The organism is Chromohalobacter sp. (assembly GCF_039830575.1).
GTDB lineage: Bacteria > Pseudomonadota > Gammaproteobacteria > Pseudomonadales > Halomonadaceae > Chromohalobacter > Chromohalobacter israelensis.
This window is the reverse complement of sequence record NZ_JBDOOX010000010.1, coordinates 38,391-54,207: the sequence shown is the minus strand read 5'-3', so window position 1 is coordinate 54,207 and position 15,817 is coordinate 38,391. Positions and strand designations below refer to the sequence as shown.

Here is a 15,817-nt window from a genome sequence, read left to right as displayed (position 1 = left end):
CCCCACTTCACGAACGCAAAGGCACAAGGAGATACACGGATGTTCAGCTTGACCGTCAGAGATCACTTCATGATCGCGCACAGTTTCAACGGCGATATCTTCGGCCCGGCACAGCGCCTCCATGGCGCCACCTATGTGGTGGATGTCGCCTTCAAGCGTCCGGAGCTCGACCGTGACGACTTGATCGTCGACATCGGCCTGGCCAGCCAGACGCTGTCGCGTGTCCTCGGCGAACTCAACTTCAACAACCTCGACGAGATCCCCGAATTTCAAGGCCGCAACACGACCACCGAATTCATGGCCAAGGTGATCTTCGAGCGTCTCGCCCATGCGATTCGCGACGGCGAACTGGGCGAGACGGGCCATGGTCTGACGGGGCTTGGCGTCACGCTGCATGAATCGCACATCGCCTGGGCCAGTTACGAGGGCGCCCTATGAGCGAAGTGCTGACACTGATCGTGGCCGGCGATCCCGATCAGTTGACCGGAGGCTACGTCTACGATGCCCGCATCGTCGAGGCGCTGCGCCAGCGTGATTGGCAGGTGCGGGTCATCGGCCTCGAGGGTCGCTTCCCCGAGCCCGACGGCACCGCACGCCAGGCCCTGGACGACGCGCTGGCGGCCCTGCCCGATGGCGCCCGAGTCGTCATCGACGGCCTGGCAATGGGCGGCTTGCCGGAGGTCGTCGACTCGCACGCCGGCCGCCTGGCGATCACCGCTCTGGTGCATCACCCGCTCGCCGACGAGACGGGGCTTGGCGACGCCGAACGCGAGCGCTTCACGATCAGCGAAACCCGGGCGCTGTCGGCCGTGCGCGATGTCATCGTCACCAGTGCGTTCACCGCTCGCCGCCTCGCCGATTTCGGCGTCACCGCCGAACGCCTGCATGTGGTCGAACCCGGCGTGGAACGCGCCCCGGCAGCGCGCGGCAACGGCGATGTGCCCCGCCTGTTGTGCGTGGCCACGGTCACTCCCCGCAAGGGGCATGATGTGCTCGTCGAGGCCCTGGCCACCCTCACCGACCTGCCCTGGACATGCGACTGCATCGGCGGCCTGGACCGGGCGCCGGCGCATGTCGAGCATGTCCGGGCGCGCATCGCCGAGCATGGCCTTGAGACACGCTTCCATCTTCTCGGCGAACGTCCCGCCGAGGCGCTCGGCGCGGCCTACCAGGGCAGCGACATCTTCGTGCTGCCCTCGCATTACGAAGGGTACGGCATGGTCGTCAGCGAGGCGCTGGCGCATGCACTGCCCGTGATCACCACCACCGGCGGGGCATTGGCGCATACCCTCCCCGACGATGCCGGCATCAAGGTACCGCCCGGCGACAGCGAGGCCCTGGCTCGCGCCCTGCGCGACATGCTCGCCGACCCGGCACATCGCCGATACTGGCGGGAAGGTGCCGAGCGCCAGCGCGCCGCGCTGCGCGACTGGTCGCAGGTGGGTGATGCCTTTGCCGCCGCCCTCGAACGAGGCACGACATGAACACGGCCGCCATCTTCAGCGAAAGCTGGCTCACGCGTCGCGAGCACGCCGACCACAGCGCGCGTGCCGCTCTGCCGACGCAAGCCGCCGGCGCCTGGCTCGCCGCACGCTGCCAGGCACGCGAGGCACGACTCGTCGACCTGGGCAGCGGCAGCGGGGCCAACGTGCGCTATCTCGCACCGCGTCTTCCCGGGCCCCAGACATGGCGGCTCGTCGATCATGACGCCGACCTGCTGGGGCATGCCGTGGGACGCTGCCAGCCGCTTCGCGACATGGACGGCACGCCGATTCGCCTGACCACCCAGCAACACGATCTGAACGCCTTGGCGGCAAATTGGCTGACAGGCGTCGATCTGGTCACCGCCTCGGCGCTGTGCGATCTGGTCAGCGACACCTGGGTCGCATCCCTGGCGACGGCTTGCGCACGACACCGCTGCGCCGCCCTGATCGCCCTGAGCGTGGATGGTGATACCCGTTTTTGCGTCGACGACACCGATGTCACCGACCGCGACGATGCCTGGTTGTTCACCACCCTGGCCGCGCATCAGCGCCGCGACAAGGGCTTCGGCCCTGCCTTGGGCATGGCCGCCCCCCAGGCGCTCGCCACCGCCTTCGCCGACCGGGGCTTCCGGCTCGTCGACGCCCCGAGTCCTTGGCGACTGGGTCCCGCCCAACGCCCTCTGGCCCTGAGCCTGCTCGACGGCTGGGCCGGCGCCGCCCGCGAACAGGCGCCGGAAGAACGTGCACGTATCGATCGCTGGTGGCGGCGTCGCCGCGAAGCGCTGGATCAGGGCCGGGTCGATCTCTACGTCGGTCATCGCGACGTGTTCGCCGCACCGGAGCCGGACCATGGCCCGCGCTAACGCCATGCTGCTGCGCCTGGGTGTCAGCGGCGCCTTGATCGGCCTGCTCGCCTGGCGACTGGACGCCCAGGCGCTACGCGACGCCTTCGCCGCTCCCGCCCCGGGCTGGCTGTGGCTGGCGCTGCTGATCAGCGTTCCCCAGGTCATGCTGTCCGCCTGGCGCTGGCGCCTGACGGCCAGACGCATGGGGCTGACGCTCTCGCTGCGTCGCGCGGTCGCCGAATACTATGCGGCCACCTTCCTCAATCAGGTCCTGCCCGGCGGCGTCGTGGGCGATGCCACGCGTGCCTGGCGACATGCCCAGTCGAGCCTCGACCGCGCACGTGCCTGGCGTGCCGTCGTCATCGAACGCCTGTCCGGACAAGTCATGCTGCTGCTCATCGCACTGGTGGGCCTGGCCGCCGCGCCGGCGCTGCGCGACAGCCTGGCCGCACTCTTCTTCCGACTGGGCAATGCCTCGTGGACCGGGCTCGTGGCAGGGATCGCCGGGCTCGCCGCGCTGGCACTCTGGGCCTGCCGGCGCCCGCCCGCCTGGCTGCGTCATACGCTGCACGATCTCGAGGTCGCCCTGGTGGCATCGAGCGTGTGGTTGTGGCAGTCCCTGGGGTCACTCGGCGTGGTGGCCAGCTATATCGCGATCTACGCCATCGCCGCCCGGGCCATCGGCGCGGATATCGCCCTGAGCACCCTGCTGCCCTTGATCCCGCCGGTTCTCATGGTCATGGCGATTCCGCTTTCCGTCGCCGGATGGGGGCTCCGCGAGGGGGCCGCGGCGCTGGTATGGATGGGTGCGGGCCTGGACCCCGCGCAAGGCGTGGCGATCTCGCTGGTGTATGGCGTGATCGTGCTGGTCTCGAGCCTGCCGGGGGCATGGCTGCTGTGCCGTCGGCGTCCGCCACGCCAGGGCCGCGACACCCCGCCGCCGGGCGCCCCGCTGACGAGCGAACGCTGAGGAGACCGCCATGCACGATGACGTATCACGCCGCGTCGACGGCACGCAGCGCCAGATCGAACAAGGTATCGTCTCCCATCGCGAACGTGCGGCACGGTGGTCGCAGGGCGGTATCGAGCGTCTCGATCTCGGCGAGACTCACCGCCGGACGCCCCGAGCCGATCAACAGCGGCGCCACCACGACATGCAGGCGATCGAGCTCGCCGTCGGCCAAGAAGCGCGACACGGTCTGCCCGCCGCCTTCGACCAGCACGCGCCGCAAGCCGCGTGCTGCCAGGGTCCTGCACAAGGCAGCCGGCGTCAGGTCGGCGGCATCTTCGACCACACAGGTATCGACATGCGCCCCCAGCGCTCCCCGAGGCAACGGATGCCGCGTGATGTGCAAGGTCGGCGCCTCGTCGTTCTGGAACACGCCCTGGGTGGCGGGCACGCGCCCATTGGGATCGAGAATCACGCGAACCGGGTTATGTCCCGACACGTGCCGCACGCTGAGCCGTGGGTCGTCGGCGCATGCCGTCCCCGCGCCGATCAGGACGGCATCGACCAGCGCGCGCAGCCGGTGCAGATGCACGCGACTCGCCTCGCCGGTGACGTAATACGACGCACCGCTGACCGTGGCGATGCGCCCATCGAGGCTCTGCCCGAGCTGGCCGATGACGAAACGCCCCGGCGTGGCACAGCAGGGCAGCAAGGTATCGAGCAGCGCCGCGGCGTCCGCCGTCACCTCGCCCTCGGCCTGCCAATCACCGCCGCGTTGAACCCGCAAGGTACACGCTGGCGAGCGCAGCGTCAGCGTGGCCTGGGCATGCCAGTCCTGTTCGCGAATCTGGCCGATCCATTGCCAGGCCAACGCTGCATCGAGTATCGAAGCGCTCATACGGTCTCCCATGCCGTGTGCCGGCGAAAACGCCATACCGCCTGCCGTCTGGCCACGTCGCGAGACGAGGCGCCGCAGGCGGACCAGACGTCATCGAAGCATTACGACGCGAAAAAACCAAGGAGAGGCTCATGAGACAGGTAGAACGTGCGATCTTCGACGTGCGCCGCGGCTTGCCGATCGTGCTGCGCACCCCGCAAGACGACGTCGTGATTCAGCCACTGGAAGGCATCGACGACGAGACCCTGACGTCACTCGCCGCCCTGACCGGCCATGCGCCGGGCCTGGTGATCACCGAGCATCGACTCGCCTGCCTGGGCGCGCCGATGCACGAAGTCTCTCACGCCGTACACCTGCCGCTCAGCGCGGACCAGCGTGCCGGCGATGTCGTGGCCTGGGCCATGGCAGCCGAGGCCGAAACGCCCGAGGCATCGCAGCCCGCCACACCGGCGGAGACGGCGGCACTGGGCCTGATGCGACGCGGACTGCTGGTGCCCGCCGCCTTGAGCGCCACGGTGGCCCCATCACGCCGCGAGGCGGTGAACGCCCTCATCGCCGACGGCACCTTGCTGGTCGTGTCCCTCGAGGATGTGCAGCGTTACGACGAAGGCGACATGACCTCCCTCAAGCGCATCAGCGAGGCGGAGATACCGCTGGCCGAGGCTGATCGCACGCGATTCGTGCTGTTCCGCGAAAGCGACGGCCTGCGCGAGCACCTGGCGGTACTGGTGGGCGATCCTGCCCAATGGGCCGACGCCGTTCCGACGCGCCTGCACTCGGCGTGTCTCACCGGCGACCTGTTCGGCAGCCTGCGCTGCGATTGCGGCGAGCAATTGCGCGGCAGCGTGGCCGCCATCGCCGAACGCGGTGGCGGCATTCTGCTGTACCTCGCCCAGGAAGGGCGCGGTATCGGTCTGGCCAACAAGCTGCGGGCCTACCACCTGCAGGACGACGGCCTGGATACCGTCGACGCCGACCAGGTGCTGGGCTTCGGCGACGACGAACGCCGCTATCATGTCGCGCTGCAGATGCTCGAGGCCCTTGCCGTCACGCGCATCGAGCTGCTGACCAACAATCCCGGCAAGATCGACGCCATGAGCCGAGGCGGTGTCGAGGTGGTCGGCCGCCAGGCCTGCTATGGCAAGCTCAACGAACACAACCGGCGCTACCTGAGCGCCAAGGCCGAACGCGCCGGGCACTGGCTGAACGACGTGCTGGAACGTGACGGTACGCACGCCACGCGACGCGATATCAGCTCGCTCAAGTGACCCGGAGCGCGTCCCTCACTCGCGGGACCGCGCGCCGAGCTGGGTCAGGTCGAAACATGCCGCCGCCTCGACGACGGCGGCCAGACGCGCGGCGAAATGGGCCACCAGACGCTCTCCGAGCGCCGGGGTTGCCAGTCGCGCATCCCCCACCACGCCGTCGGGATGCAGGTCCTGGGCCAGCCATGCGAAACCGGCATCGCCCTCGGGCAACAGCCCGTGGCCGGCCTGCTCCTGCCGCGCGCCCAGCGATACCGCCTCGCCGAGATGGGCGTGGCGCACCTTGTGCGGCGCCAGATGCATCATCATGGCGGTTTCCAGTGCCCCGCCATGCAACCCGTGGCGCAATTCCTCGGCAGGCAGCGCGTCATCGGGCGGAGCGAAGCGAAAGTAATTCGCCTTGACCACCAGCAAGCCATGGCGCTCGCGCAACGTGAGCGCCGCGAGGTCGACCACCGCCTTGTTGCCGCCATGACTGTTGAACAGCACCAGGCGACGAATCCCGGCGCGCGCCACGCTGGCGCCGACCTCCACCAGATGCGCGATGGCGGTCTCCGGCGCCAGGCTCAGGGTGCCCGCGAAATCGCCATGCTCCATGCTCGCTCCCACCGCCACCGTCGGCAGCACCAGCAACTCGATGTCGCGTGCCACGCAGGCGCGAGCCGCCGCCACCAGGCCGTCGGCGATATCCACATCGGTCGACAGCGGCAGATGCGCACCGTGCTGCTCGACGGCCCCCAGCGGCAACAGCGCGACGCTTTCCGGCGTCACCCGTGCGGCCAGTTCGGGGCTGCTCAGTGACGCCCAGTCGGTGCCGCCGGGCGCGCTGTCTCCAGGCGTTGATGCCTCCATGTCCTTGTCCTCTCGGTCGAAACGGTCGAACCGCGGCCCTCAATCCCTCGGCAGTCCAGGGCCGCCACCCACTCGGCGAACCCGCTGTCGCGCACCACGCGTCGCGTCAGAGCACTCTCGACGACGCTCGCACCGCCCCCGGCCAGCGTCAAGCGCTGCCTGGCCCGAGTGATGCCGGTATACACCAGCTCGCGGGTCAGGATCGGATTGGCGCGTTCGGGCAGCACGAACATCACGTGCGTGAACTCGGAGCCTTGCGACTTGTGCACCGTCATCGCAAATACCGTCTCGCAGGCGTCGAGCCGCGATGGCAGCACGGCCCGGACGCCACCGGCAGTCGCGAAGAACACACGCAGGCGCCGCCCCGCCTCGGCATCCGGCAGGGCGATGCCGATATCGCCATTGTAGAGCCCCAGCTGCGGGTCGTTGCGCGTCACCATCACCGGGCGCCCGGCATACCAGCCTTGCGGGTCCTCGATCCAGCCTTCACGCCACAGGCCGGCGGCGATACGGGCATTGAGCCCCTCGACACCCCAGGGCCCGCGCTTGAGGGCGCACAGCACCTGAAAGTCGTTCAACCGCGCCAGCACGTCGGCCGGGGACGCCCCGTCGCGCACGCGGCGATAAAAATCGCGATACCCCGCCAAGGCGGCACGCTCGACCTCGCGCTGGGCGTTCGAGGATGCCAGCCACTGGATGTCCGTGTACTGCGCTTGCCAGGCCTGGCGGAAGGCCGCGACATCGCCGTCGTTGGTGGCCGCCGCCAGGGCACCTATACCGCTGTGCGCGTCGAAGCGGAAACTCTTGCGCAGCATGACGACGTGGTCTGCCAGCGGCGAACATGCCGGGTCGGGCGTCATGTCGGTATCCGCCAGTTGCGACAGCACTTCGCAGGCGGCCGGCGAATAGCCCTGGTCCAGCGCATTGGCGCAGAGATCGCCCAGCACCGAGCCGGCCTCCACCGAGGCAAGCTGGTCCTTGTCGCCGAGCAGGATCAGGCGCGCCTCGTCGGGCAGGGCCTCGAGCAGCGCCGCCATCAGTTCCAGGTCGACCATCGAGGCCTCGTCCACCACCAGCAGGTCGAGGCTCAGCGGATGCCCCGCGTGATGGCGAAACTGTCGCGTATCGGGACGAGCGCCCAGCAGCCGATGCAGCGTCAGCGCCTCGCGCGGTAGCGTCGCCGCCACGTCGGCTTCGACATCCAGACCGCTCATGGCGCCGGCGATGGACTCGGACAAGCGCGCCGCCGCCTTGCCGGTGGGCGCCGCCAGCTGAATGCGCAGCGCACGCTCGCCTCGGGAGGCCGCCAGCGCCTGCGTCTGGAGCAATGCCAGCAAGCGCGTCACCGTCGTCGTCTTGCCGGTTCCGGGACCACCGGAGATGATCGTCAACCGGTTGCGCAACGCCAGCGTACAGGCCACCTTCTGCCAGTCCGGCGCGTCCTCCGAGGCGCCATTGGCCGAGAACAGCCGCGCCAATGGTGCGGCCAGCGAGGCCTCCACCGGCAACGGGCGCCCCAGACGCGCGCCGAGGTGCGTGGCCACGGCCTGCTCGGCGCGCCAGTAGCGCCGCAGGTACAGACGTTCGCCGACCAGCACCAGGGGCGTGGTGCCCGGCCCGGGCGACGCCACCAGCGGCGACTCGGCCAGCCGCGCGGCCCAGGTCGCGCTCTCCAGACCGCGCAGGAAGTCGTCCGGCAACGGGACCGACTCGTGCGGAGCGTCCTCTTCCAGAGGCGGCAACGACAGCACGTCGCGCGGAGCAGCGAGTGCCCGCGGCAGGGTCAGGCAGACATGTCCGCGCCCCAGTTGGTGGCTGGCCAGGGCCGCCGCCAGCAATACCTCGACCGGCGCCCGGGCATCGTGTTCCGCCAGAAAGCGCGCGAAATGCGCATCCAGGGGACGCAGCCAGCCCAGCGCTTCCCACCAGGCCAGACTCTCGAAGAGCGACTCCCGGCTCATGCCCGGCGAGGCATCCAGTGCCAGCGTGTATTGGTCTGGGCTCATGGGCTGCTCCGGGTTGCTGACGATGCCTGTGTCATGGCTGCCTCGATGTCATGCCGCTGCGCACGTGGCGCCGCACTCTCTTCCAGTGTCGCACGCAACGCCTCGACGGGGCCCGTGTCGCCCTCCAGCCAGGCATCCAGCGCTTCGATCAGGCGGCGCTCGGGGCGGCGCTGAAACACCCCCTGCCCCGGCGTGCCGTCCACGCCGCGTAGGAACAGGTAACAGGCGCCCCCCATGTGGGTGTCGTAATCGTAATCGTCGAGGCGTGCCGTCAGCAGACGGTGCAATGCCAGCACGTACAGCACGTACTGCAGGTCGTAACGATGCTCGACCATCGTCTCGGCCAAGGCCTCGGGACGATAATCCGCCGGCGCATCGCCCAGATGATTGGATTTCCAGTCGAGGACGTACCAGCGGCCGTCCTCGGCTTCGAACACCAGGTCGATGAACCCCTTGAGCATGCCGTTGAGCTTGCGGGGCGCCAGCCGGGGACGCGGCTCGGGCAAGGGCTCGAAGGCCGAGACCAGGGCGTCGAGCGGCGCGCTCCACGCCTGGTGGGCGGGCAGCCAGAACTCCAGCTCGGGCCGCCAGGCCGCCAGGCCGTCGAGACGAATCTCGGTCCCCGCGTGCCCCGGGAAAGGCGTCGGCAATGCCGTGCACAGCCAGTCGAGCAGCAGCGGCGCCCATTCGGGCTCGAAGCCCCCCAGGTGCAAGCGCGTGCTGACCAGGCGTTGCAACTCGTCGCGATAGGCCGGCTCGCGCAGGCGATCGAGGTCCACCGCCTCCAGCAAGCCGTGCAAGAAGGTACCGGGACGCGGACCGCGAGGAAAGTCGCGCAGGGTACGCACCGCGGGACGCGGCACCGGGTCCTGCTCGCGACTGACCTCGACATCCAGGGTCGCCGGGGCATCCCACGTCATCGAGGCCTCCTCGCCCGCCGGTGCAAGGCGGGCGTCGACGATCAACGCCGAGTACGAGGCGATCCACCAGTCGTCGTCGATGCCGCCGTTGAAACGTCGCGCCGACGCCACGGCGGGCAGGGCGTGACGAACGCGCAAGCGATGCGCGGGCGGCGCGGGGCAGGCCTCGACACTCAGCGCCGCCGCGAGACGTTCGCGCACGTCATGCGCCTGGTCGTCGGCCTCGCAGCCGAGCAACCGACCCAGTGCCGTCTCGTGCAGGCAACCACTGGTGCCACGACCTCGCCCCAGATGCGCCACGCCCAGGCGACAGGCGTGCGCGGCCCGCGTCAACGCCACATAGAGAAGCCGCACGTCTTCATCCAGCCGGGCACGTTCGGCGGCGGCCAGTTGCTCGTCATCGGCGCCATGTACCAGCGCGCGGCCATGCCGGGGGTCGCGCCATTCGAGCAGTCCGGTCCCGCGCTCCGGCTCCGCCGGGCGGTAATCGCACACGAACGGCAACAGCACGATGGGGTACTCGAGTCCCTTGGCCTTGTGGATGGTGACCACCTTGACCAGGTCCTCGTCGCTTTCCAGGCGCTGACTGACGGCCTCGGCATCGAGTTGTCGGGTGCCCTCGACGAGCGCGCGATGCCACCAGCGCAGCAACGCATGCTCGCCGTCGAGACGCGCCGACACCGTCTGCGCCAGTTCCCCGAGATGCAGCAGGTCGGTAAGCGCCCGCTCGCCGTCGTCGCGCGCGCCCATGCGCTCGGCCACGCGGAAATCGCGCATCACCGCGCGCAGCATGGGCAGCACGCCACGCCGCTGCCACTGGCGGTGATAGTCGGCAAAGCGCTCGACCTCGCGCTCCCAGGCCAGCTCGTCGGCGAGCAAGGTCTCCAGTGCCGCCGGGCTGTCGTTGAGCAACCGCGTCGCCAGGGCGGCCTTGAGGCGTGCGTCCTGGCGCGGCTGCGCCACCGCCTCGAAGAGCTGCAGCAGTTCGAAGGCCAGTGCGGTATCGAAGACACTGGCGCGTTCGCTGAGATACACGCTGCGAATACCGCCCTCGGCCAGCGCGCGGCGTACCGCCAGCGCCTCGCTCCCCTTGCGTACCAGGATCGCGATATCCGCCGGGCGTACATCGCGTTGCCCGCCCTTCTCGTCGACGAAATGCCAGCCGCCCTCGAGCGCCCGCTGCACCTCGGCCCGCGCGGCGCTGGCCATGCTCGCCTGATAGTCGGCCTTCGCATGGCGTTCGTCACCCGGCCACCAGGCACCCAACGCCGCCACCTCCTGCCCATCGGCGTTGCAAAGACGCGCCTTCTGCCCCTTGGCCGCGACTTCGACGAAGGGAATCTCGTCGCTGCCGAACGGCGTGGGATGTCGTGCGAACAGGCGGTTGACCGCCTCGACCATGGACACGCTGGAGCGAAAGTTGCGCGTCAGGGTGAAACGGCTGGGGGTCTCGCGACGCGCCGCCAGATAGGTCTCGATGTCGGCGCCGCGAAAGGCGTAGATCGCCTGCTTGGGATCGCCGATCATCAACAACGTGGTGGTGTCGGCATCGGCCTCAGGAGCACGATAAATACGCGAGAAGATGCGGTACTGCAGCGGGTCGGTGTCCTGAAACTCGTCGATCAGCGCCACCGGCAGGGCCTGGCGAATGCGTCCCGCCAGCCGCCAGGCCGCCTCCGGCGCGGCTTCGGGGTCGAGTGCGGCGTCCAGGTCCTGCAGCAGATCGCCGAATTCCCACAACCCCTGGCGGCGCTTCTCGGCGGCGAACATCGCCGCCACGGTGTCACGCGCGTGGGCCAGCAATCGCGGGGCCAGGACATCGAAGGGCGTGGCGGTCTCCGCCAGCTCGTCCAGCCGGGCGAAGAACGGATGCGTGGGCACGTCGTGGCCTTTCTTGGTGGCCTTCTCGAGCTTGGCCTGACTCAGCCAGAAACGGCCCTGGCTGTCGGTCGTGCCGTCATCGGCCTCGAAGGTCGCCAACCATTGCTCGAACGCCGCCAGCCGCGTATCGAGTTCGTCCGGCTTGTAGCTGTTCCTGTTGAGCGCGCCGCGCGAGAAGGCCTCGTTCAGGCAACCGGCGATGGCCTCGCGATCCCAGGCCTGGCGCAGCGAATCCTCCAGCGCCTGGCGTGCCGCCAGCGCGCGCTCGGCGTCGCCCAGCAATGTCGTCAGCGATGCGGGGGCCTCGACACGTTCGCCGTCCCACCACAGGGGTTGCGGCCGTGCGTCCTTGAGCAGTGGCTGCAATGCCTGGCTGAGCGCTTCCGGGCCTTCCCAGCGGCGGCGAATCTCGCGCTGCCAATGCGCGGCGAGCGGATAGAAATGACAACGCCAGTAATCCTCCACCACCCGGGTCAGCAAGGTCGAGCCATCTTGCAGCAGCTCGGCACCGAAGCGCGCGCCGGCATCGAAGGCATGACGGGTCAGCATGCGCTGGCAGAAACCGTGAATGGTGAAGATGGCGGCTTCGTCCATCAGTCGCGCGGCTTGATCGAGCCGCTTGGCGGCGCTTGCCACGGCGGTCTGCCCGGCCTCCACCAGGGGCGTGAGCAAGGCGCCGAGCACATCGTCGTGGCGGGCCTCGGGCGGGGCCAGCAACCAGTCGCGGGCCTCCTTGAGGCGCGCGCGGATGCGCCCGCGCAGCTCGGCGGTGGCGGCTTCGGTGAACGTCACCACGAGGATTTCCGGCGGCAGCAGCGGACGTGGATAGTCACACGCCTCACGCCCCGGCAACGGACCGAGCACCAGACGCACGTAGAGCGCCGCCAGGGTAAAGGTCTTGCCGGTCCCCGCGCTGGCCTCGATCAGGTGATGGCCGGCCAGCGGCAGATGCTCGAGCACCAGCGGCTGGGGCTGCGCCACCGGGTCGTCATCGAACGTCGTCATGCGCGTCCTCCATGTACTCGCTGGGTCACCTGCGCCAGCATGTCGAGCAAGGGCGCGTAGAGCGTCAGCGAGGCCGCGACGCCCCCTGCCGCCTCGAAGGCGGCGAAATCGGGCCACAGCTGTCCCAGGGCGCCGTCGCGTGCCCTCAGGGCCGCCGGACCGGCATAGGCATCGGTTTCGTAACGTGCGATCAGCGCCTCGCGCAGGCCGCTCTCCAGCGGCTCCCCGGCCTGCAGGGCCTCGCAGGTCTCGCGCGGCACGCGCTTCCAGATCTCTTGTGCCACCTCGCCGATCGCCGGCCAGGGCATGCGGTAGGCACGCGCCCAGGCGTCCAGCCAGGTCGCGAGCTGCTGTCGCGCCGTGGCGGCGGCCATTCCCGGCAAGCTCAGGCAACGGTCCTCGAAGACCGCCGTCCAGCTGCAGGGCGCCTCCAGCGTGGCATTGGCGAGCAGCCAGCGCAGATACCCGCCGTAGAGTCGATGCACCTTGCCGACGTGTCGGTGCGGCCCCGTGCCTTCGACCTTCAAGTGGCCGTAATGCCCGGGCTCCAGCGTCATCAGGCACCAGGGTGCGGCGCCATCCTCCGGCGCGGCGAACACGTCGTCGAGGCGTGCCTCCAGCGTCAGCGCCGACGCGCCCCCCTGGAAGCGAGCGAGAAACGGCGAGGCGGCAGTGCAGGCGGCCACATCGCGACGCCAGCTTTCCACCTGGCGCGACAAACGGGCCAGACGCGGCTCGATCAAGGCCTCGCCGAAGCCTGCCGTCGGCAGGCGGCCGGCCAGGCGCAGCCGCTCGGCGACGCTGGCGAGTGCCACGCCCCCACGCGCGCCGTCGAGCAACTCGCGCTTGAGCCCATGGTCCTCGAGGCCGTCCAGCGCGAAGGGCTCGTTGTCCTCGTCGGGGACGTGGGGATCGACGTAATGAACCCCCAGGCGCCCGAGGTAGACCGTCCACGGGCGGCGCAGCACGCGTTGCAGGTCGCCCAGCGACAAGGGCTCGTCAGGCAGCGATGCCATCGAGGCATCCGGCGAGGGGACGCCGTCCGCCGTCGCCGCGGCGGTGTCTTCAGGCGTCGCGTACAAGGCTTCCCAGCTCGCCTCGTAGGTGAAACGTGGATCGTCGCGTTCGAAGTAGCGGCGCGAGAAGGGCTGCAACGGGTGCGTCTCGATCAGCCGGCGTGCCAGCCGCGCGTCACGCGAACCGGCGCCGTCCTCGGGGACGTCCCACCCCTGCTCGAGGGTATCGAGCAACTCGCCGATCAGCACCGAGGGCGGACGCGGCGTGTTGTCGCGCACATCGTGCCCCACCCAGGAAAGCGTCAGCTTGGCGCGCGCCGACAGCATGGCCTCGAGCATCAGGTAGCGGTCGTCGTCGCGCCGCGACCTGTCACCGGGACGCGGCCGCGTGGCCATCAGGTCGAAGTCCTGGGGTTGGCGCACACGCGGATAATCGCCGTCGTTCATGCCCAGCAGATACACCTCGCGGAACGGAATGGCCCGCATTGGCATCAAGGTGGCGAAATTGACCTTGCCCGCCAGAAAGCGTTGCGCCAGGCCGCCCTCGTCCAGTTCGGCACGCAAGGCATCGCGCACCACACCGAGCCCCACCGGCTCCTCGAAATCGGCATGCCGGCATTGCTGGGCCCAACGCGCCAGGGCCGCGTCGAGACGCGCCATGACATCGTGTTCATCCGCCGTGCCAGGCTGCAGGCAGGCCGCGAACAACGCCTGCAAACGGCCCAGCCACGCCATCGGCGTCAAGCGCTCGCCCAGCGCTGCGCACTGCTGCTCCAGGGTACTCAGCAACGTTGCCACACGCCCCGCCAGATCGGCCTCCAGGCCGCCGACTTCGGCATAGGGCACGATGCCCTGGAAATCCCCCGAGGGGGCATGCCCCAGTGAGTCTTCACTACCGTCTCGCGCCCCGCCGGCCGAGGGCTCCCCCACGGCATAGCCCAGCAGCATGCGCGACAGTCCGAACCGCCAGCTGTTCTCGCCCAGCGCCGGGAACCCCAGCGAGTCGCGATGTTCTGCGCTGAGCCCCCAGCGCACGCCACTGCCCGCCAGCCATTGGCGGAGCCGCTCGAGCTCGGCTTCGTCGATGGCGAAGGCGGTGCGGAAGGCAGGGACTTCCAGGGCGTCGAGCACCTCGCTCACCGTCAGGCGGCGTTCGGGCAGCTCGAGCAGCAGCAGCGCCAGGGCCATGAGCGGGTGTGCCTCGCTGGCCACCTGGTCGGCGATGGTGAAGGGAATGTGTCGGGGATGCGATGGCGGCAACTGGCCGAAGACCGCCTCGATACAGGGGGCATAGCGGTCGATGTCCGGCACCATGACGATGATGTCGCGGGGACGCAGCGGCTGGCCCGCCGCCTCGGCGCGCTCGAAGGCCGCCAGCAGACGGTCGTGCAGGATCTCCACCTCGCGCAGCGGTGAGTGAGCGCTGACCAGGGACAGCGACTCGTCATCCTCGGCGATCCTTCGCGGGCCGCCCTCACGCCGGGCACGCTCGCCGGGATGCACCAGCTCGAGCACGTCCTGCTGCAACTGCTGCAGCAATGTCGGCGACTGCTCGGGCGCCATGTCGCGGAAGACGTCGGTTTCGAGATCGAACCCGCGGTCGCTTTCGAACTCGTACAGGCCCACGATGAAGTCGCGCCCCTGCGTGCCCCACCCCGCCAGCAACGGGTTGGCATGCAGATGCAGGGCTTCCTCGTCGAGCTCGGCCAGCCACGGCGCCTCGGGGTGGCGCGCCTCCTGCTCACGCCGGGCCTGCGACGACAGTCGTCCGGCCCGCTTGATGGCATCACGGTCGGAGACGATGTCCCCCCAGTAATGACGGCAGGGGTTGGCGATCATCAAGAACACATCGACCACACCGGAGAGCGCGTGCAAGGCCTCCAGCGTCTGTGCGGGCAGCGCCGAGATCCCGAACACGAAGACACGGGGCGGCACGTCGCGGGGCCGCTTGCGCAGCCCCCGGGCGGCGTCGAGAAAGCGCCGATGCAGGCGTGCGCGGTGGTGCTCGCGCGCAGCGGCCGGGGCGTCCTCGATCAGCGCGCGCCACAGCGCCGGCTGCCAGCGCTGGTCGTCGGGCAGGTCCGCGGGCGCGTGTTCGCCTCGCTCCCAGGCCTCGATCCATTCGGGGCGGTAGATCAGGTATTGGTCGAAGAGGTCGGCGAGACGCACCGCCAGGTGCCAGCGACGCCGTTCGCGTGCCTCCTCCGCGGCGCCCGGCAAGGGACTCGCCTCCAGTGCCTCGCCCTGGAGATAGTCGCGCAGCGGCGCGTAGCACGTCGGATCGTCGGGAGACGTCTCGGGATCGAGGCAACGTTCCAGCAACGCCATCAACCGCCAGGCCAGGGGAGTCTTGTCGAACGGGGACTGCTCGGGAATGTCGTCTCCCAGCACCGCGCGATAGGCGCGCCACACGAAACTGGAAGGCAGCGGAAAGTCCACCGAGGCGGCGATGCCGTCGGCCTCGGCCAGGGTCAAGCGCAGCCACTGCGCCATGCCGTTGGATTGCACGAGGAAGGTTTCCGGCACCAGCGGCGGTTGACGATGGCGCCGAATGACATCGAGCGCGAGCGTCCCCAGGTCCTCGAGGTGGTTGGCGTGTATGACGCTGAACATGCTGGCTCCCGGCGGTCGAGGTGGCGTCCAGCGGCATCTTACACTATCGCGAGGGCAGCCCCGAGCCCGGGGAGGACGGAAGA

The 15,817-nt window shown here is 69.5% G+C and carries 10 protein-coding genes; 5 read left to right on the top strand and 5 right to left on the bottom strand.

The features are described from left to right. Positions 1–39 precede the first annotated feature (39 nt). From ABGX75_RS09290 to ABGX75_RS09275, 4 genes are read left to right on the top strand one after another with little or no spacing between them, the layout of a single operon-like run. Positions 40–438 carry a 6-carboxytetrahydropterin synthase gene (locus ABGX75_RS09290; RefSeq protein WP_035410660.1) on the top strand — a complete coding sequence of 133 codons (399 nt, stop codon included), beginning with the start codon at positions 40–42 and terminating at the stop codon, positions 436–438. Further along, positions 435–1,484 carry a glycosyltransferase family 4 protein gene (locus ABGX75_RS09285; RefSeq protein WP_347410583.1) on the top strand — a complete coding sequence of 350 codons (1,050 nt, stop codon included), beginning with the start codon at positions 435–437 and terminating at the stop codon, positions 1,482–1,484. The genes ABGX75_RS09290 and ABGX75_RS09285 overlap by 4 nt, the downstream gene beginning before the upstream one ends. Further along, positions 1,481–2,347, top strand: coding sequence for a class I SAM-dependent methyltransferase (locus tag ABGX75_RS09280; protein WP_347410582.1), 867 nt, complete (start codon positions 1,481–1,483; stop codon positions 2,345–2,347). The genes ABGX75_RS09285 and ABGX75_RS09280 overlap by 4 nt, the downstream gene beginning before the upstream one ends. Continuing rightward, positions 2,334–3,299 carry a lysylphosphatidylglycerol synthase transmembrane domain-containing protein gene (locus ABGX75_RS09275; protein ID WP_347410581.1) on the top strand — a complete coding sequence of 322 codons (966 nt, stop codon included), beginning with the start codon at positions 2,334–2,336 and terminating at the stop codon, positions 3,297–3,299. Before ABGX75_RS09280 ends, ABGX75_RS09275 begins: the two co-directional genes overlap by 14 nt. A gap of 25 nt (positions 3,300–3,324) precedes the next feature. Here the strand turns inward: ABGX75_RS09275 and ABGX75_RS09270 are convergent, their stop codons facing one another. After that, the gene (locus ABGX75_RS09270) at positions 3,325–4,176 is read right to left on the bottom strand and encodes a RibD family protein (protein WP_347410580.1); all 852 of its coding nucleotides are present in this window, start codon (positions 4,174–4,176) and stop codon (positions 3,325–3,327) included. Positions 4,177–4,307: 131 nt separating this feature from the next. Here ABGX75_RS09270 and ABGX75_RS09265 point away from each other — a divergent pair, with 131 nt between their 5' ends. Further along, the gene (locus tag ABGX75_RS09265; RefSeq protein ID WP_011506474.1) at positions 4,308–5,444 is read left to right on the top strand and encodes a GTP cyclohydrolase II; all 1,137 of its coding nucleotides are present in this window, start codon (positions 4,308–4,310) and stop codon (positions 5,442–5,444) included. 15 nt (positions 5,445–5,459) lie between these two features. Here ABGX75_RS09265 and ABGX75_RS09260 read toward each other — a convergent pair whose 3' ends face one another. From ABGX75_RS09260 to recC, 4 genes are read right to left on the bottom strand one after another with little or no spacing between them, the layout of a single operon-like run. Then, positions 5,460–6,293: a creatininase family protein gene (locus ABGX75_RS09260; RefSeq protein WP_179152257.1), complete on the bottom strand. Its 834-nt coding sequence runs from the start codon at positions 6,291–6,293 to the stop codon at positions 5,460–5,462. Next, complete coding sequence (gene recD, locus ABGX75_RS09255; protein ID WP_347410579.1) at positions 6,236–8,299, bottom strand: exodeoxyribonuclease V subunit alpha; 2,064 nt, start codon at positions 8,297–8,299, stop codon at positions 6,236–6,238. The genes ABGX75_RS09260 and recD overlap by 58 nt, the downstream gene beginning before the upstream one ends. Further along, a complete protein-coding gene (gene recB / locus ABGX75_RS09250; RefSeq protein ID WP_347410578.1) occupies positions 8,296–12,105 on the bottom strand; it encodes an exodeoxyribonuclease V subunit beta in 3,810 nt (1,269 codons plus the stop codon). The genes recD and recB overlap by 4 nt, the downstream gene beginning before the upstream one ends. Then, a complete protein-coding gene (gene recC / locus ABGX75_RS09245) occupies positions 12,102–15,734 on the bottom strand; it encodes an exodeoxyribonuclease V subunit gamma (protein ID WP_179152259.1) in 3,633 nt (1,210 codons plus the stop codon). Before recC ends, recB begins: the two co-directional genes overlap by 4 nt. Between the last annotated feature and the right edge of the window lie 83 nt (positions 15,735–15,817).